This window comes from Microscilla marina ATCC 23134, assembly GCF_000169175.1.
Classification (GTDB): Bacteria; Bacteroidota; Bacteroidia; order Cytophagales; family Microscillaceae; genus Microscilla; species Microscilla marina.
Genome location: NZ_AAWS01000005.1, coordinates 166,297 through 183,775, shown reverse-complemented (window position 1 = coordinate 183,775; position 17,479 = coordinate 166,297). Strand labels below are relative to the sequence as shown.

Genomic DNA, 17,479 nt, shown 5'->3' with positions numbered 1-17,479 from the left:
AAATATGGATAAAGTAGATAATTACGATTTCAAAAAAAATATTATCCCTTTCTACCCTTACCAAACCAATTAAACCAGTATGATACCTCGACATTTCCTGTTTTGCTAACTTATGCCCCTGTTAAAAAAATCCTGACTCAAGTGGGTAATTCAGGATTTGGTTTTTAGCGAAATCAATAGCCTTGCACAAAGAAAACTTATTTTCACAAGGAGTTAACTTATTGTTACTTAGACATAGACCAGAGACTAAAAACAAGACAGGTTGGTTGGCTATATAGCATAAATATCAACATCAATCTCTCCCTCTAAGTCATTTATAAAATTTAAAAACCTGTTATTTAAATAAAGTGCGGGAGTTTGATCACCTGAGATTTCTAATACTACAAATAGCTTCATCTTCAAATTATTTTTTAATAAAAAACCTTTTAGCGAAGCCGCTTTGCTTTCAAACTTATCAAGTAATTTGTTTGCGTACTCTTCAAAATATAGCGTGTCAAGAGGCGGTATTGAATAACTCCAGCTCATTTCCTTACGTTTAATAGTTTTATTATACCCCTTTACAACTTCTCCTTTTAAATAGGTTTTTGTTGGTTTGATAGTTATTAAGCTTGTCAACTCATTTAGATCAAATGCATCTCCAAATATGGTTAATTCCAGCCTGATATTATTACTCATTTTTTTCGGTTATTAGTCTATATGCTCACTAAAATAGAAACCTCTCCCCGCTTTTCAAATCATAAAATCCTCTTTTTCAAACCTATAAGGAATTTTAAAATCATTTAGCCTAACGACAGAGAAATGCCCGAAGGCTAAAAACAATACTTGCCCTATACACCTGCTTTGTGCCTTAAGCACGGAAGTCCTTTTATTGATTTAATTGGTGGGATAGGCGCGTTTTAGTCTGCTATTTTTAGCGGAGCAAAATACATTGTGGGCTCAACGGGAGTCATCAAAGACAAGTAGGGAAATATTTGCCCATTATATTTGGCATGAATGAAGTTGCATACAAAAAAACTATCGTTTAAACTTTTGCTCAAAAACCAAACGGTACTTATTACCCACCGGCAAAGTATGGTTGATAATTTTGATTTGGTTTCCTTCTATCTGATCTATTTTACTCAATGAAACAATGTAAGATTTATGCACCCTTACAAAATCACTTTCGGGCAATTGTGCCATAATGTTTTTCATGGTATCGGCCACCATAATCATTTTATCCTCCGTAAAAAACTTCAGATAATTACCATAAGCTTGTATAAACAATATATTGTTTAAAAATACTTTGTGGGTCACCTGGTTTTCTTTCAAAAACAAGTAGCCGTTCAAGCTTTCGTTAGCGTTGGAGTACTGTTGATTGATGACTGGGGGTTTTTCTGATCTTTGCAGCTCTGAAGAGTCATCTATTACCCGGTTTACCGCCTTCAGAAACCGAGGAAAGGCAATGGGCTTTAATAAATAATCTACCACTCCAAACTCGTAACTCTCTAAGGCAAATTCGGTATAAGCAGTGGTCAAAATAACTTTGGGCGAATGGGGCAAGGTCTTGAGCATATCCAGCCCGTTGAGTTCAGGCATCTGAATGTCCAAAAACATCAGGTCTACTTCATGCTCATATAAAAAGTTAAGCGCCTCTATGGCATTATAACAACTGCCCACCACCTCGAGGGTGTTGAGGCGGGCTATATAATTTTGGATGATTTTATGTGCCAAAGGTTCATCATCTACCAGTAGACATTTTAACTTCATACACTTTTTATCTAATTATCAATGATGATGGATGGTAGAGTCAACATGTCAGGTCAATTCTAGCTCAAGGTGTACTTTAAAGGTATTGTTTTCTGCAGTAATATTCAAGTCATATTGATTTTTATACAAAAGATTGAGTCTACGCTGGGTGTTATCCAGTCCTGTTTTGGTAGAAATTCGTTTTGCATTTTTAGAAGGAATGCTATTTTTAATGTCAAAGCTTAGGTGGTGGTGCTGTACATGAATAAATATGTGAATAAAATTATCTTGTATGGTATTTATGCCGTGCTTAAAGCTGTTTTCGATGAACGGAATGAGCAACATAGGGGCTATTTGCTGGTGAGCAACCTCTCCCTCTATGTGCAACTGTACATCCGATTTTTCAGTGAGACGGATACGCTCCAGATCTATGTAGTTTTGCACAAATTGCAACTCGTCGGCCAGAGGTAAAGTTTGTTTTTGACTACTTTGCAATTGGTAACGCATCAGCTCAGACAGTTTGAGGATAGTATCAGAGGTTTCGGGCAGGCTATCGAGGCTTAATGCATAAATATTGTTGAGAGAATTAAATAAAAAATGTGGATTGAGCTGTGCCTTGAGCAGTTTCATTTCCATTTGCTGAATCAACACTTTGTTTTTGAGCTTTACCTGGGTTTGCAAAATAGCACGTTTGGTAAACAACATGGTCAGTCCCACCAATAGTATCATCAATTGCCCAATTGCCAACAATGGGATAAATTGCCAAATGGTACCATATTTTTCATAGTCATGGGCATCTAGCGACAATGCTGACAGGGTAGTAACAATGCCCCAAAAAACGACAAAAACGATGACGTAACGAGTAAAATGTCCCTTGTCGAAAAAGCGAGGCACCAATAAAAAGTGATTGATATAAATGGGTATCAATACTGAAGAAGTACTGATCAGGGTGTCCAGTAGACTAAAAGTTTTTTCGGGCTTTTCTATGCGACTCATTGTTCCAAGCAGCACAGTTACCACCACAAAAATAACTAAATCGCTCCAGCCAAACTTTGCCTTCAGTGCCTTGGAACTCTCTTTAAAAGTGCTTACCATAGTTGTTGATTTTTCGCTATTCAAACATCTTCACCTATCACCACCACTACAAAACACTTATATTTATCACAATAAAACAACTAAATATGATCAACTGCTTTGGTCACTTGATGAACGGCTTTGGTCATGTAATCTTAGTAGGTAATCATCTTTTTTTAGAAAAATGATATAATCATGTGAAATTTGAATCAATCAATCTATATAACTATAAAATATTATCACCATGAAAAATCACACGGCAGCTACCCCCTCTTTATTAGGAGTTTTTGTTTTGGTGGCAATTATACTTGGTATGCTTATCACAGTTACCTTACATAGTGGTGATTCGTCGGAGCAAGCCAGCGGCAACTGGAAGTCGGGCAAGAAAAACATCACAAAAGAAGTAAGTAATGATACAGGTAAAAAGCTCATTGATAAAGTAAAGATTCAATATATTAAGTTTCAATAACCATTCACTCAGCGCCCGCTCAAAGCCCCAAATATTTTACAATATCTGGGGTTTTATCTTTTTATTAATTTACTGGTTGAAGGCTTCCTTCTTAGTCTCTGCCAATAGGGATAAGCGTATAACTTGCCGTTGAACGAAAGTTAAAAAATTCTTCTCTATAAACTTAAGCAAGCAAAAAGTTCCCAAGACATCATAAGTCATTTACAGTTTGCCTCCCTGCTCAGGTTTTCCTCATAGAAAATCCAGTCCAAATCAAAGCTCTACTTCTGCCATTACACCCCAAAGAATGTTCAATTGAGCAACAAAAAACGGCTGGTACTACTGCACCCAAATGACAGCTATTTCGGGCAACCTCCTATTAAAATTGTCATGCACTCAACATTTTTTGCAACAATTTGGTAAAGCAAAACGTTCTCTGTTTCCCAGCATCAACAGAGAACCTGCCCAAAACAAGGTAATATCAGCTACTACAATATTACACTGTCAGGTCAGCACAAGTGGGTGTTTATAAAGTGGGGCAAGTGGGAATACTGACGCTAAGAAAAAAGTTCAAAAAAATCCTCGGAAGAAAAGTGAATACCAGGGAATTTCACAATGTGCTGCCCAAAAATGAAGCAATTCCCTATTTATTTTGTAAAAATCGTCAAATAACCGCAGCAAAAGCAGGTTTTAGCAAAATATAATTTTGATTTACACTTATAAAACCTACGAATTATGTATGAAAGCTGTAGGGTGGCTACAGGCCTTTTACCCGACAACTTGTCGTGTTTAGCCTAAAAACGGGTAAATTATGGTGCATAAATAGCAAAAAAATTACACCACTTATGAAAATAAGCTGTACATACATAAATTTAGAGACGTTTTCAATATAGCCTATGATATTTTCAGCCACTTGTGCCACTACTTAAGTGATCACTACCGATATGCATTTAATGTAAGGATGTTAATATATATAAAAAGTTGATTACTATGCTCGTTCAAAAACTGCCAGAATTGGACACAATCAATTCTGAATTTATCAAACAAGAGATCAGGAGATTAAAAAAAGTAGGCATAAAAGTAACTCGTGAAAACATAGCTGAAGCGGTAGGTGTACCATATACTACATTTGCCAATCATTTACGTGAACCTCGTTCTTTTACCATCCCGCAATATGCGTTGGTGGCTGCTTTTCACTACCTGAGTTATATCGAAAAACAGTACGAATTAGATATGTTGCGCAATCGCATTGACAAAGTGAAGGAGAGCATTAAACATATTTAATTAGATTAGTTACAATTGATTTATTGGTCTACAGGTGTTAATATTGGCGTTGTGCCTTCATTAACACCTGTTTTTAGTTAACCAACTACTGCTGCAGCCGCGACAACGATAAAAACCCAATAGGTAGGTTGGTGCTGCCTTTGAGGGCAAGGTCGGCAAGTATTTCACCTATAGCAGGCACAAATTTAAACCCGTGCCCACTAAAGCCTGCCGCTATCACTACTTTTTGATGGGTCTCAGGCAAGTAATCAATGATGAAGTGTTCGTCGGGCGAGTAGGTATACAAGCAATGCTTCACCTCTACAAAATCGCCCTGTAAATCGGGTAAGTGCTGAGCAATAAACGCCTGTAAGTTGGCTTTTTCCTGCGCAATAAGTTCCTTATTTTCGGTCAGAGGTAAGTCTTTGGGTAGCACTGCCTGCCCTGGAGTATGATGCCCTAGTTTAAAACCCACGGTTTGATTGGCTTCTGTGGCCAACCATTCGGGCGGCAGCCACGGAAAACCATAATAAATGCCTGGTACTTCAGGTAAATCAACAATCCAACAAGGCATGTTGTCTATAGCTTTCTTTGGTTTTATCCACGCCATCAATTGGCGGGTTACCTGAAGGTCATCGGCAAGCTGAGGCAATATTTTAGCGGTATAGGCACCTGCGGTCACGATCAGCTTGTGGGCAAAGTAGGTGCCTTGATTGGTACTTACTTTTACCTTTCCTTCTTTGAGCTGCCAGTTAAACACGATTTCACGCGTACGAATATCAGCTCCTTGTTGTTGGGCGGCTTGGGTCAAAACAGTCAGGGTACGCTCAGGAGTGATATACCCAGCGTTGGGCTCCCATACGGCCTCTTGGTTGGGCAAAAGTTTAAACTGAGGAAAACGCTTTTGGGCAACTTCGGACAAGTAGGTTTCCAATGGAATATCATATTGTTGAGCAGACGCCTTCACGTCTTTAATAAATTGGGCTTCGGGTGTACCCAAATAGGCAAGCCCCACCTCATGATACAGCTTTTGTTGTGTGGCTTGTTCTAAACTTGTCCAATTGGTGTAAGCCCGCTCCAGCAAAGGAACATAATCGGGGTGCTCAGCGTAGGCTTTTCTTATCAGGCGGCTTTGCCCAAAGTGCGATCCATGCGGATGTACTATGTCGTATTGCTCAAGGGCAAGCACTTGCGCCCCTTGGTTGGCCAGGTAATAAGTAGCCGCAGCGCCCATGGCGCCTACACCTATTACAATGGCATCGTATAGAGTATCTTGCATTGGTTTATTGTTGTTGGATGAGGGCTTGTTTAAATTTTCGCTATTTGATATTGTGCCAAATTGTAAGATGTCTAAGGAATGGTGAGAAATTAAATTACCATTCTTGAGGTAGAGGTTTTGTTTTGAGACGAGGCTATTTTTTGCGCCCATAGCAGCGCTACGGGCAATAACCGATGGCTACAGCTACGCTGTGCCGAGCTCTGCCAACGGCGAAAAATAACGAAGTATCAAGGCGAAAAATCACCTCTCAGAGTGTAAGTTTATTTTTGAACAATTCCTGAAAGGCACCTTCATTGTCCACATCCTTATCAAACAAAGCTTTACCAAAGATATGATTTCCTGTTTGATTTCATTAATTTTGAGGGTACTTCCCTCCTTCTTTTTATAATGTTACCTAAACCCCACGCTAAAACAACTTAATATCGCTCATTGCACTGGTATCTAAAGACTTACAACTACTTATCTCATAAATCTATACTGAATGACAAATTACTCTTTAAAACTACTCACGTCATTGTTTATCTGGGCGCTCCCTTTTTTTGCCTGGGGGCAAAAGTCTAAATTAGCTATAGACAGCCTGAAGCAAGTATTGCAAAAACACCCAACGGCTGATACTACCAAGGTAAATATTTTGAATGCATTGGCAAGAGTTCAGTTAAGGCTTAAAAAGGCAGACGAAGCTGCCCAATATGTAGCAAAAGCCCAAGAACTTGCCCACCAACTCAAGTTTACTAAAGGCAAGGCTTATAGCCTAAATATACAGGCGCGCCTACACGCCCAAAAGTCAGACTTTTCTAAAGCCGTCGAATATTTCGAAAAATCGCGTCAGGCATTTGCCCAAGTAGGTGACCAAAGAAATGTGGGGCTTGCCTGGTATTCTATAGGCTTGGCGCACTACTTTCAAAGCAACTACAAGACTGCCCAGAAGTATTTTGAAAAATCGCGTGCTTTGGCCACTAAAATAAATGATCAACAAACACTTTCGACGGCGCTCAACGGGCTTGCCAGTGCTTATGCCGATCTAAGCAAGTATGAACAAGCGATACAAACTTATAAAGAGGCACTGGAGGTGTACCGCAAAATTGACGACACAAAGGGCATTGCGAGTTGCTATAACAATATGGGTACAGTTTGCGATGACCAGGGCAATTACCCCCTGGCCGTAGAATACTATCACAAATCCCTGGCAACTTATCAGGAAATGGGGCATAAGCCGGGTATATCGAAATGCTTCAACAACTTGGGAATCATTTACAAAAAACAGCTAGAGTACGACAAGGCGTTGCAATACTATGAGCAATCATTGAGTTTGGGCAAACAACTTAAAGACAAACGCAATGTTGCCAAATGCCTGAATAACATGGGGTTGATTTATAAAAAGAAAGGAGATAATCAAAAGGCGGTAGAATACCTGGAAAAATCTTTAAAACTCAGCAAACAAATCGGTAACCAACACTTATCGTCTCAATGCCTGACCAACATTGCCGATATTATGCTTACCACTGGCAAACCAGTCCTGGCTTACCAGTATTACGAAAGGGGGTTAGCTATTAAGCAAAAAATTGGTGACCAAAAAGGGATCAGTCTGGCATATTTGGGGCTAAGCGATGTGCATATTTATAAGAAAGAGTACCCACAAGCATTGGATAAGGCGCTTACAGCAAAAAAAATAGCGGATGCCCACCAAATAAAAACCCAACAAAAGGAGGTTTATAAAGCCTTGGCAGAGATATATAGTGCCTTGGGGCAATACCAAAATGCTTATGAAAACCATGTGGCTTACAAAAAGCTACACGATGAGATTTTTAATAAAAAGAAAATTCAAAAGATTACACAGCTAGAGTCCCAATACAAGTACCAAAAGGAATTGGCTTTGGCAAGTCAAAGAGAGCTGAAGTTGGTAAAAAAAGTAGAAGTAGCAGATTTAAACCTGGCACAATCTCAAAAACAAACCCTACAGGCCATCATTGGCTTTTTGGTATTTTTGATATGTGCCGGGGCAGTCATTGTATGGTTGATCTGGAAAGCGGCAAAGTCGGAGCGTACACGTGCCCAGGTAGAGCAAAAACTGTTGCGTTCGCAAATGACCCCTCATTTTATATTCAACTCCCTGTCGATATTGCAAGGTATTATACTCAACAAAGAGTATAAAAAAGCCATTACTTATTTGTCTAAGTTTTCGAGGTTGCTACGCATTGTGCTGGAAAACTCCCGCGATAAAATTGTACCACTGGACAATGAACTAAAAGCAGTTGAAAACTATTTAATTGTACAAAATTTAGGCGCAAGCCAACCTTACAACTATAGCATTGACCTAGAGGCACACATTAACCCGCAAGATATATTGATTCCGCCTATGATGATTCAACCTTTTGTAGAAAATGCCATTGAGCACGGTTTTACAGGCAAAAAAGAAGATAAGAGAATTCAAGTAAACATAGCATTTGCCAACCAAAAGCTGACGTGTGCAGTAGTAGACAATGGGGTGGGCATTGGGGAAGAAATGCTACAAAAAAATGAGTCAAAAAAATCGCTTGCCACTGCCATTACCACCGAACGCCTCAAGATATTTTCAAAAGAGTTTAAAGTAAAAACAGCCATTGACATCCAGAACCGGGCTAATTTTAACGAAAAAGGAACTATTGTGACACTGGTATTACCTTATAAAATAAAGAAGGATGATTAAAACACTCATTATAGAAGATGAAGAGTATATCCGCAAAGGACTGATTAGTATGATTGAGATGCTCGATAAGGGGCTCACTATTATTGGGGAGTGTGCCTCGGTGCAAGAAGCCATTACGGTAAGTAAGGCCTGTAAGCCAGATTTGGTTTTTCTGGACATTAACCTGGCAGATGGCAACGCTTTTGAGTTTTTAGAAAAAACTTCGCAATTGGCGCATAGGGTTATTTTTACCACTGCCTACGAAAAATATGCACTGCAGGCATTGAAACAAGGCGCTATTGATTATATACTAAAGCCGGTAGATTTGGATGAACTGGAAACTGCTATAGACAAGGCTTTGGTGAGCCTTTCCCGAAAAAACACCCCTGAAACCAACCCCAAACAATGGAACGACGACAAAGACAAGCTGGTGCTTCGGCTACAAGACAGCCTACAGATTATAGATTTGAAAACACTTATGTTTTGTAAATCAGACAAAGGCTATACTACTTTTTATTTGGCAAATGGCAAATCTTTTGTGGCTTCCAAATCGCTGAAAGACTATGAAGGGCAACTACCCTCGGCTACTTTTGTGCGCACACATCAGTCTTATTGTGTTAACCTCAATTACATAGACAAATATGACAAAAACGGCTATGTGATTTTACGCAATGGGGAGGCAATTCCAGTATCGAGCCGTAAAAAAGAAAGCTTTGTGGCGCTATTGCTCAAAGCAGGTATTCATTAAAGGTGTATGCAAAAGAAAAAATGGTTCAAGCAAAAAGTAATCATACTCAAATACTTGAACCAATAATAATTCTCTCAAAAGTTGATCACCCACATTTATCCCTTATCTCTGATGTTTTCGGATGTTCTTTTCAAAGTATATCACACATTAAAAAAAGCTCCGAAGGATTTAAGAATCATTAGTGCTCTGTCAAGATTATATTTATGGGTTCCTATGGCAACTGGTTTTGTCATACTTCGTTATAAAAAATTTACGTAGCTATGGCTATGCTCATTTTTTACGCCTTGTCTGACTACACCATTCTTCCACATTCTCCCCCCAATTCAAACGTTGAAAGAGCACTCGTTAGGTTTTGTAGTAGAATTAGCAAATTACAATGGTGGCTAGTTGGCTATTTTGAGGTCTTCTTTTTCATTCATTTTAAAAGAGAACTCATAATAGTTGGTCACCCTTTGTCGTCCTTGACGGGTACTTTTTTCCCCTTTTTTGGTACCTTCTATTTTAAAGCTTGCCGCTACTTTATTTTGGTTATTTACCCTGAAACTCCACTGTACCAGCTCAAAGTTTTCAAACTCTTTCGGAATCATTCCTATGGCTTCGTCATACTTGGTCAATATCAGGTCAAAGTCCAGTTCTTTCAGCTTTACTTTGCCTTGCTTGTTTTTTAAGAAGAATTTTTTCTGAAAACCTTTAGACGCCATTTTAGGAGCCTGCAACTCTTGACCATCGCCCAACGCTACCAGGTAACTCTGAGAGTAATCTACCCCTTTGTCAAGGTAACTAATCGTGGCATTACCAAATTCGCTGGTCAGGTGATTTTCTGAATGCAGTGACAGTTCATATACTGCTTTATCCGCCCCAAACTTGCGCTCTAAGAGTTGTTTCAACTCGTTCAAATGTTCGCCATTGTTCAATGCCATGTCTGGTGCACCACCACCTGTCAAAGGATTTCCGCCTTCGCAAGAAGACAAAAACAAGGTAAATACTGCCAACACTGTGGCAAACCACATACTTTTATAAGCTTTGCTGTTCATAATAATATAATAAGAAATAATAGCGGTTGTATGCTGTCATACAACACAGTTTTTGAAATAGCCTGATTGCCCTATTGGGCATTCATAAAAATTGATCACTTGGAGATTAGTTACTAACAGTTTTGGTTTCCTCTTCTTCGTCTTCACTTTTACCAAAAATAAAGAGCAATGCTACTCCTGCAACAATAAACCCTATCCGGAGCAACCACCCCATTGTATTGCCCCAAAGGTCTACCCACATGAGCAGTTTAAGGTTATAACCAAAAATAGATAGTACAGATGAAGCAACCCCAAACAATGCCAGTATTCCTCCAAATCGCCCGATTTGTGCCTTGATGTATTCCATAAAATTAAATCTATTGTGGATATTTTTCTCAAAGGTAGGTACAAAAGCAATGGTTGTAAACAGGCAATATATATCCGTAAGAGATGGGTTTATATTCGTGTAGATTTGAACCAAAACCGTAAAAGGTAGGGCTATTTATTGGTTGTGTATATTCATCGCTGGGGTAAACCTGTGTACGCTCCTGTATATGTCAAAGAAACACATTGAAGCCGTGGGAGGCTAGAAAAGAAAATGTGAAACGAAGCCTTACGGCAAGTTCGAGCCAAAAAAATTGAGTCATCAAAACAGTGCCGCTTATAAAAACAAAAACCGACACTTTGTAAAGTTGTCGGTTTTTGTTTTATTATTTACTGACCTTTCGCAGGTTAAAAATTTGTTTTCTGTGAAAAAATACCACTCAGCAAAATATGCTTATAAAAAGCAATGATTCGAGTATCTGTGAGCCATTACTTTTTTCTACAGGTAAAAAAGTAATCAAAAAACCCGCAGCTGTAGTTTGTTTCGCCTAAATCTGTTGCACTACGCCGAAACAGCTCAAACTCGCCTGTGGCTCAAACAGTGACCTGTTTTTACGGCTTCGTTTCACAGATTCTTAACGGCAACAAACTAAGGCTGAATCCAGCTGACGCAACCTTAGTCCTATACTGTGTTTTTTTGCTTAAAAACAAAAATACGTACTGCGAAAGATCAGTTATTTATACTAAGCCAGCCAATCGGCTACTTCTTCTTTAGAAGGGTTTTTCACATCATTCAGTTTGAGTTTTTTGCGCATTCCGCACACTTCCTGATGCAATTTATTAGCGTTGGCTTCTTTTAGTTTTTCTATTTCAAAGTACCCTAGTTTTTGAATAATAGGCACTAACTCTTCACGCACACCTATCGACTTGTAATCTTCTACTGTAGCAATGACTGGTTGCTTTTCGGGACGCATCTGCGGGAAAAACAACACTTCTTGAATAGTAGAAGAGTTCGTCATGATCATAGACAAACGGTCGATGCCAATACCCAAACCAGCTGTAGGTGGCATTCCATACTCAAGCGCACGCAAGAAATCCTCGTCAAGAGTCATAGCTTCATCATCGCCTCGTTTGCCCAGGTTTACCTGGTCTTCAAAACGCTGGCGTTGATCCAGGGGATCGTTCAGTTCAGAAAAAGCATTGCAAATCTCTTTTCCATTGGCTATAGCTTCAAAACGCTCTACCAAACCAGGCTTATCGCGGTGGCTTTTAGCCAAAGGCGACATTTCTACTGGGTAGTTGGTAATAAAGGTAGGTTGGATAAGGGAGCCTTCGCATTTTTCGCCAAAAATCTCATCAATCAACTTGCCTTTACCCATAGAAGGGTCAGTTTCCACATCCAGCTTTTTACACGTTTCGCGCAGCTGATCTTCGTTCATTTCAGAAATATCAATGCCCGTAAAGTGCTCAATGGCTTCGAACATCGTATAACGTTTCCAGGGGCGTTGAAAATTGATGGTATTGGCGCCTACTTGCACCTCAGTAGTGCCGTGCAAAGCAATGGCAACTTTTTCTACCATTTCTTCTACCAGGTTCATCATCCACTCATAGTCTTTGTAAGCCACGTATAGCTCAACTTGAGTAAATTCCGGATTATGAAAACGGCTCATGCCTTCGTTACGAAAGTCCTTAGAAAACTCGTATACTCCATCAAAGCCACCCACAATTAGTCTTTTGAGGTACAACTCGTTGGCAATGCGTAAGTACAATGTCATGTCCAACGTATTGTGGTGAGTTTTAAATGGTCGGGCAGCAGCTCCTCCATACAAAGGCTGTAGTATGGGGGTTTCTACTTCTAAATACCCTTTATCATTGAGGTAGTCCCGCATGGTGTTTACCAGCTTGGTACGCTTAATGAAAGTATCTCTTACTTGTGGGTTTACAACTAAGTCTACATAACGCTGACGGTAACGCAATTCAGGGTCGGTAAAAGCATCGTGCACTTTGCCATCCTCGTCGGTTTTGGGCTGGGGCAATGGTTTGATTGCCTTGGTAAGCAAGATATACTCGGTTACCCAGATACTCAACTCACCCGTTTGAGTTTTAAAAACGTAGCCTTTGACACCAAGAATATCGCCCAGGTCAACTAGTTTTTTATACACATTGTTGTAATAAGACTTATCTTCTCCCGGACAAATCTCATCGCGGTTCATATAAATCTGTACACGTCCTTGTGAATCTTGTAATTCAGCAAACCCTGCTTTGCCCTGAATACGACGGCTCATCAAACGCCCGGCTACAGAAACCTGTTTGTACTTACCTTCCTCTACCTTATCACCTGCGGCCAAATGATCGCAGTCGGTTTTGATGTCAGCACTGGAGGCATTGATTTCGTACAAATCGGCAGGATAAGGATTTATCCCTAACTTGCGCAGCTCTTCCAGCTTCTCTATGCGCACGCGTTCCTGCTCAGGTCTCATGTTAAATTGCATTTAATTTATTAAAATTAAGATTATAAATAGCTATTAATCAATTAAAAAGCTTGTTTTTTAGATGGAGGCTACAAAAGTAAATAAACAAAGGCAAGGTTACAAATATTCTCATCAAATGCCTTTTTTTGTGGCTAATTTATAAATTAAAATCGAGTAAGGAGCCTTGTACTAAAGATAACAAACCCCGCCAAAAGTGGTGTTTTTAGTTTGGCAACAAAAAAAGTAACTGGCTAAAAAACACCTCTCCTCTAGGATTATTGTTTTTTTCTGACTTCTTTAGTTCTCAATACTCCTCAGTGATTTTAGTCAAAGTTGGTTTCTGATTAACTTTGTTGAGCTCGCCAGAGGCTCGGTTATCAGTTATTTATGAATTTAAAAACTATTTAACTGGGTGTTTAGGCATAAAACCGAAACACTTTTGAAAATAAAGTTGAGTATGCAATCTTAATATAAAATACTGATTAACTTCGTTGAGCTCACAAGTTCGGTTTACAGTATTTAATAAGGTGAACATTTACTTGAATCAGCTATGGACTACCGACTAAATACTATGGACTATTGTAGTTCTACTATCACTAGTACATCAGGGACTAAGTTACTCACATATTAGCTTCGCAGAGCTCGCCACAGCAGAGCTGTAGGCTCGGTTATTTGGCGACTTTTGCCACCTGACTTCCTCGTAAAAAAGTTAGGCAGCTATGATCCCTAATGCACTAGTTAAAAGTGGTGGATTTGCCGTAGTTTTTGCCAACTACACTCCCAACAGAGATAAAAAGATGATAATATGGAAGTAACTCACCTGATTGAAAATATTGTAAACCATATCGATGCAGGTTTGTTTTTACGAGATGTATCTACTAAAGAAGCCATTTATTATAGTCCTGGATTTTTTAAAATATGGGAGGTGGAAGAAGTTGATTGGAATGAACAAACCGATTCGTTTTTGAACTTTGTGCACCCTGACGATAAAGCTCGGGTAGAAGCAAATCACCATAAATTTATCAAGAGCGATACCCGCAGAAACGACGAGTACCGTATCATTACCCCGAAAAACAATGAAAAGTGGGTATGGGTCAGAACATTCCCTGTGTATAACACCCAAGGTGAATTGTATTGTCAGGCGGGCATTATAGAGGATATTACTTATAAAAAAACGGTAGAAAAAGACCTTACATCTTTGACCAAATCAAAAGATGAAATGTTGCGCATGTTGTCGCATGACTTACGCAGCCCCCTTCAGTCTATTTTGGGGCTTACCCAATTGCTGGAAATGGAAACCCATAGTTTAGACAATCAAGACTTAAGCAAGTACATTCAGTTAATCAAAGAGAGCTGTAACTTTGCCAATAACCTGATGGCTGACCTCTTAGATACTCATTCGCTTGAAGAGGGCAAAGGTGAACTAAACTTATCAGAAACCAAACTGAGCAAGCTATTGACCGAGTCTTGCCACATGTTTGAACAACAAGCCATCAAAAAGAATATATCATTGAACTTGATTATAGATGCTGCGCACGACAGTGAAATGACGCTAGATGCCACCAAAATCATTCAGGCGGTCAACAACTTGCTGTCTAATGCCATTAAGTTTACCTCTCGCCATGGGCAAGTAACAGTAACACTCAACGACGCCTCCAACTATGCCACTATTTGCGTCAAAGATTCGGGCATTGGCATTCCAGCCGATAAAATTCCTTTTTTGTTTGACAAGTTTACCAAAGCTCGGCGGGCAGGCACCAGCGGTGAAAAAACGACCGGGTTAGGCATGTCTATTACCAAACACATCATAGATCAGCACAAGGGTGAAATATCGGTAGAAAGTAAGGTAAACGAGGGTACAAGCTTTATTATCAAACTTTTTAAGTAAAACTACAAAAATAACCTAATCCATAGAACGGCATCTCTGGCAGGGGTACTTCTCAAAAAAATAGTTCCATAGCTTTAGCTATGCAAAGATTTTTTCGCTCGTCCTCCCACCAAATATTTTGTCCTTTTGGAGTACTTTATTTTTTACGTTTTACTAAGTAAACTGCCAGCCACTTAAAAACTCAACTATAGCTTTACCCCCATCCACAGAATATCATCTCTTTGGGTAGTGTCGCGTTGGTATTGATCTAGTATTTCTTCAAGGGCTCGTTTTTGTTCATTCAGTGGTAGCATGGCATGCTCTTGCAACACCACCTGTAAACGCCCTCCTCCAAACCTTTTGCGATTTACGTTGTTCTGATCACGTAAACCATCTGAACCTGTATACACCAGGCTATCCTTTTTAAGCGTTAAGCTTTGGTTGGCAAACTTTTTTTGTGATTTATTCAAGTCTCCAATGTATAAGTTATCTCCCTTAAGGCGATGCAAACTTCGGTAAGGAGGCTCTATATAATATACGTCAGATTTGGCTCCGGCAAATACCAACTGAGTATCGCCATTAGGTTGTTTTTCCAAGGCTATGAGCACAATGTCCATTCCACTACTTGTAAAATGCTTTTGTTTGGCAAATAAGCTGCGAATTTCCTCGTGGAGTTCATTCAATGCATGGGCAGGGTCGGTATTTTGATTGCCCACAATTATTTTCTCCAGGGCATTGTAGCCAATCAAAGACATAAAGGCACCTGGTACCCCATGTCCAGTACAGTCTACTGCCGCCAACATAACCTTGTTTCCTATTTGTTTTATCCAGTAAAAATCGCCCGACACCACATCTTTGGGTCGGTATATAATGTAATGTTCCCCTAGTATATGGGCACGCTCTTCTTTGTTGGGTAAAATGGCGCGTTGAATGCTCAATGCCGACTTAATACTATCTTGAATACGGCGGTTTTTCTGCGATACCAGGTTAGCGTTGTATTTTACCAGCTCTTGGGTGGCTTTGAGGGCGTCAAGGTTTTCTCTTAGCTCTTCGCTTATCTTGAGTAGCGCCTCATTTTTCAGTTCCAGCTCGCTGGTGCGCACCTGTACTTTACTTTCCAGGTTTTCGTTGGCCTCTTTCTGAATGTATAGGGCCTGTTTTTGCGCATACAGGGCTTCTCGCTGTGCCTGCGCTTTAGCTTTCTGATTTTGTATTTGTTCTCGTCTATAACGATCACTCAACGCAAAGGCAATAAGCACTATTTCTATTACATTGGCTATCTCTACGGCGTGGGTAGCAAAAAAACTCACGGGTAATAGTCCCATCGCCCTAAAAACAACCATTAATGCACCCAAGGCATAGATAGCAAAAGCAAGCACAAAATACCGGGCTGAAGCTTGTTTTCGCACCAAGGCATAAATACCTGCAATAAGGGTAACCAACAAGGTAAACGACGACGCTAAGGTGGCCCAACGTACAATTTTATTATAGGGCACTACAAAAGCTATCACCATGAATAAAACCCCTACCAACGCCAAGGTTTTGAGGGTCACTTTAATTAAAGTGTTTTTTATTCGAATAAAATCCTGGACAAAAAACGCCAAGCCAGTGATAAACATGCCCATAGAGATTATCAGCATGGGGTTATTAATTTCAGGCAGGTTACCCCAAATATACTGGTAGGCGTGCCCACTAAGCGACGTGTATAACAACAAGCACCCGGTAATATAAAGTACATAAAAAAAATATACTCGTTGCCTAAAGATAATGCCCAGAAATACATTAGTAATGGTAATCAAGAACAGAATGCCTACAAAAATGCCGTAAAACATTTCGGTGCGTACTTGTTGCTGGTGGTAGTAGTCGGTTTTTTGAATATACAACGGCAACTGAATGGTGCCTGAAGAACGTACTTTGAGATAAAAAATATAGGTTTTGTTGGTAACCAGTCCGTTTAAAGGAAAAACAATGGTACGGTATGGAAGCGTTTTGGCGTATAAGGGCAACATGTCACCATTGCGTTTGTTTTGCCAATTACCCGTGGCGTCTTTATAATACAGTATCACTTGGTCAATCAAAGGGTAGTCTTGATTGATCAGCCAACTATTGAGCAATGAATCCGTTTTCTTTACCCTAAATTTCAGCCAATAGGTAGCATCAGAAAACCCCAGGTTAAGGTTTTTAGTAGATGACAATGTAAATTTGGCTTTAGACGCCCGCACCTGTTCAAAACTCAACTGATTGGTTTTGTCTTCCAATACAGCCATATATTTGCCTATGGTATAGCTTGGCTTGGTGCCTGATAGCTTCATTACCGACAAATTGGGTTGGGCAACGCTCTCTGTCAACAGTAGCCAAACTATACTTGCCACAAACCATACTTTAATAAACCATTTATTTTGCATTCTATAACCTCCACATCAAAAACCTACAACTGTTTTGATGCTTATTTTATCCTTATTCAACCCCCTCAGAAGTCATCTTTGAAATGCAAAGCTAAATAGAAACTTTAAAATGTGTCTTAAAAATCAAAATTTCTTACATGCCAACCACCACCCTATCAGTAAACTCAAGGTACGTGTCCAGCACTAACATGTCATCT

13 protein-coding genes and 1 pseudogene are annotated in these 17,479 nt (G+C 39.6%); 6 read left to right on the top strand and 8 right to left on the bottom strand.

The features are described from left to right. Positions 1–270 precede the first annotated feature (270 nt). From M23134_RS05835 to M23134_RS05825, 3 genes are all read right to left on the bottom strand, one after another. Positions 271–675, bottom strand: coding sequence for a DUF4279 domain-containing protein (locus tag M23134_RS05835; protein WP_002694547.1), 405 nt, complete (start codon positions 673–675; stop codon positions 271–273). Positions 676–1,014: 339 nt separating this feature from the next. After that, on the bottom strand, positions 1,015–1,746 hold the full coding sequence (locus M23134_RS05830) for a LytR/AlgR family response regulator transcription factor (protein ID WP_002694545.1): 732 nt from the start codon (positions 1,744–1,746) through the stop codon (positions 1,015–1,017). A 48-nt stretch (positions 1,747–1,794) separates the two neighbouring features. After that, complete coding sequence (locus M23134_RS05825) at positions 1,795–2,820, bottom strand: sensor histidine kinase (RefSeq protein ID WP_002694544.1); 1,026 nt, start codon at positions 2,818–2,820, stop codon at positions 1,795–1,797. A 223-nt stretch (positions 2,821–3,043) separates the two neighbouring features. On the opposite strand from M23134_RS05825, the gene M23134_RS05820 reads away from it, so the two are divergent. The 3 genes and pseudogenes from M23134_RS05820 (at position 3,044) to M23134_RS05810 (ending at position 4,531) form a co-directional block, all read left to right on the top strand. Continuing rightward, on the top strand, positions 3,044–3,268 hold the full coding sequence (locus tag M23134_RS05820) for a hypothetical protein (RefSeq protein WP_002694543.1): 225 nt from the start codon (positions 3,044–3,046) through the stop codon (positions 3,266–3,268). Positions 3,269–3,750: 482 nt separating this feature from the next. Beyond that, positions 3,751–3,951 (top strand): annotated as a pseudogene (locus M23134_RS42685) (hypothetical protein); the annotation flags it as partial. 286 nt (positions 3,952–4,237) lie between these two features. Beyond that, positions 4,238–4,531 carry a hypothetical protein gene (locus M23134_RS05810; RefSeq protein ID WP_002694541.1) on the top strand — a complete coding sequence of 98 codons (294 nt, stop codon included), beginning with the start codon at positions 4,238–4,240 and terminating at the stop codon, positions 4,529–4,531. An 85-nt stretch (positions 4,532–4,616) separates the two neighbouring features. On the opposite strand, the gene solA is transcribed toward M23134_RS05810, so the two are convergent. Continuing rightward, complete coding sequence (solA, locus tag M23134_RS05805) at positions 4,617–5,789, bottom strand: N-methyl-L-tryptophan oxidase (RefSeq protein WP_002694540.1); 1,173 nt, start codon at positions 5,787–5,789, stop codon at positions 4,617–4,619. Positions 5,790–6,270: 481 nt separating this feature from the next. Here solA and M23134_RS05800 point away from each other — a divergent pair, with 481 nt between their 5' ends. After that, positions 6,271–8,475 (top strand): tetratricopeptide repeat protein, encoded by a 2,205-nt coding sequence (locus tag M23134_RS05800; protein ID WP_002694539.1) that lies wholly within the window; start codon positions 6,271–6,273, stop codon positions 8,473–8,475. Next, on the top strand, positions 8,468–9,202 hold the full coding sequence (locus M23134_RS05795) for a LytR/AlgR family response regulator transcription factor (RefSeq protein ID WP_002694538.1): 735 nt from the start codon (positions 8,468–8,470) through the stop codon (positions 9,200–9,202). Before M23134_RS05800 ends, M23134_RS05795 begins: the two co-directional genes overlap by 8 nt. A gap of 383 nt (positions 9,203–9,585) precedes the next feature. Here M23134_RS05795 and M23134_RS05790 read toward each other — a convergent pair whose 3' ends face one another. The 3 genes from M23134_RS05790 to lysS form a co-directional block, all read right to left on the bottom strand. Next, positions 9,586–10,236 (bottom strand): hypothetical protein, encoded by a 651-nt coding sequence (locus M23134_RS05790; RefSeq protein ID WP_002694537.1) that lies wholly within the window; start codon positions 10,234–10,236, stop codon positions 9,586–9,588. Between the two features lie 106 nt (positions 10,237–10,342). Next, the gene (locus tag M23134_RS05785; RefSeq protein WP_002694536.1) at positions 10,343–10,582 is read right to left on the bottom strand and encodes a hypothetical protein; all 240 of its coding nucleotides are present in this window, start codon (positions 10,580–10,582) and stop codon (positions 10,343–10,345) included. 700 nt (positions 10,583–11,282) lie between these two features. Next, complete coding sequence (gene lysS / locus M23134_RS05780) at positions 11,283–13,031, bottom strand: lysine--tRNA ligase (RefSeq protein ID WP_002694534.1); 1,749 nt, start codon at positions 13,029–13,031, stop codon at positions 11,283–11,285. Between the two features lie 784 nt (positions 13,032–13,815). On the opposite strand from lysS, the gene M23134_RS05775 reads away from it, so the two are divergent. Next, positions 13,816–14,898, top strand: a complete 1,083-nt coding sequence (locus M23134_RS05775) for a PAS domain-containing sensor histidine kinase (RefSeq protein ID WP_002694533.1) — start codon at positions 13,816–13,818, stop codon at positions 14,896–14,898. 185 nt (positions 14,899–15,083) lie between these two features. Here the strand turns inward: M23134_RS05775 and M23134_RS05770 are convergent, their stop codons facing one another. After that, positions 15,084–17,282, bottom strand: coding sequence for a 7TM diverse intracellular signaling domain-containing protein (locus M23134_RS05770; protein ID WP_002694532.1), 2,199 nt, complete (start codon positions 17,280–17,282; stop codon positions 15,084–15,086). Between the last annotated feature and the right edge of the window lie 197 nt (positions 17,283–17,479).

Excerpts from the sequence above, each read along its gene's own strand:
- M23134_RS05790 (WP_002694537.1), bottom strand. The coding sequence starts at position 10,236 with ATGAACAGCAAAGCTTATAAAAGTATGTGGTTTGCCACAGTGTTGGCA.
- M23134_RS05785 (WP_002694536.1), bottom strand. The coding sequence starts at position 10,582 with ATGGAATACATCAAGGCACAAATCGGGCGATTTGGAGGAATACTGGCA.
- M23134_RS05820 (WP_002694543.1), top strand. The coding sequence starts at position 3,044 with ATGAAAAATCACACGGCAGCTACCCCCTCTTTATTAGGAGTTTTTGTT.
- M23134_RS05835 (WP_002694547.1), bottom strand. The coding sequence starts at position 675 with ATGAGTAATAATATCAGGCTGGAATTAACCATATTTGGAGATGCATTT.
- M23134_RS05825 (WP_002694544.1), bottom strand. The coding sequence starts at position 2,820 with ATGGTAAGCACTTTTAAAGAGAGTTCCAAGGCACTGAAGGCAAAGTTT.
- M23134_RS05810 (WP_002694541.1), top strand. The coding sequence starts at position 4,238 with ATGCTCGTTCAAAAACTGCCAGAATTGGACACAATCAATTCTGAATTT.
- solA (WP_002694540.1), bottom strand. The coding sequence starts at position 5,789 with ATGCAAGATACTCTATACGATGCCATTGTAATAGGTGTAGGCGCCATG.
- M23134_RS05795 (WP_002694538.1), top strand. The coding sequence starts at position 8,468 with ATGATTAAAACACTCATTATAGAAGATGAAGAGTATATCCGCAAAGGA.
- M23134_RS05770 (WP_002694532.1), bottom strand. The coding sequence starts at position 17,282 with ATGCAAAATAAATGGTTTATTAAAGTATGGTTTGTGGCAAGTATAGTT.
- M23134_RS05830 (WP_002694545.1), bottom strand. The coding sequence starts at position 1,746 with ATGAAGTTAAAATGTCTACTGGTAGATGATGAACCTTTGGCACATAAA.
- M23134_RS05800 (WP_002694539.1), top strand. The coding sequence starts at position 6,271 with ATGACAAATTACTCTTTAAAACTACTCACGTCATTGTTTATCTGGGCG.
- lysS (WP_002694534.1), bottom strand. The coding sequence starts at position 13,031 with ATGCAATTTAACATGAGACCTGAGCAGGAACGCGTGCGCATAGAGAAG.
- M23134_RS05775 (WP_002694533.1), top strand. The coding sequence starts at position 13,816 with ATGGAAGTAACTCACCTGATTGAAAATATTGTAAACCATATCGATGCA.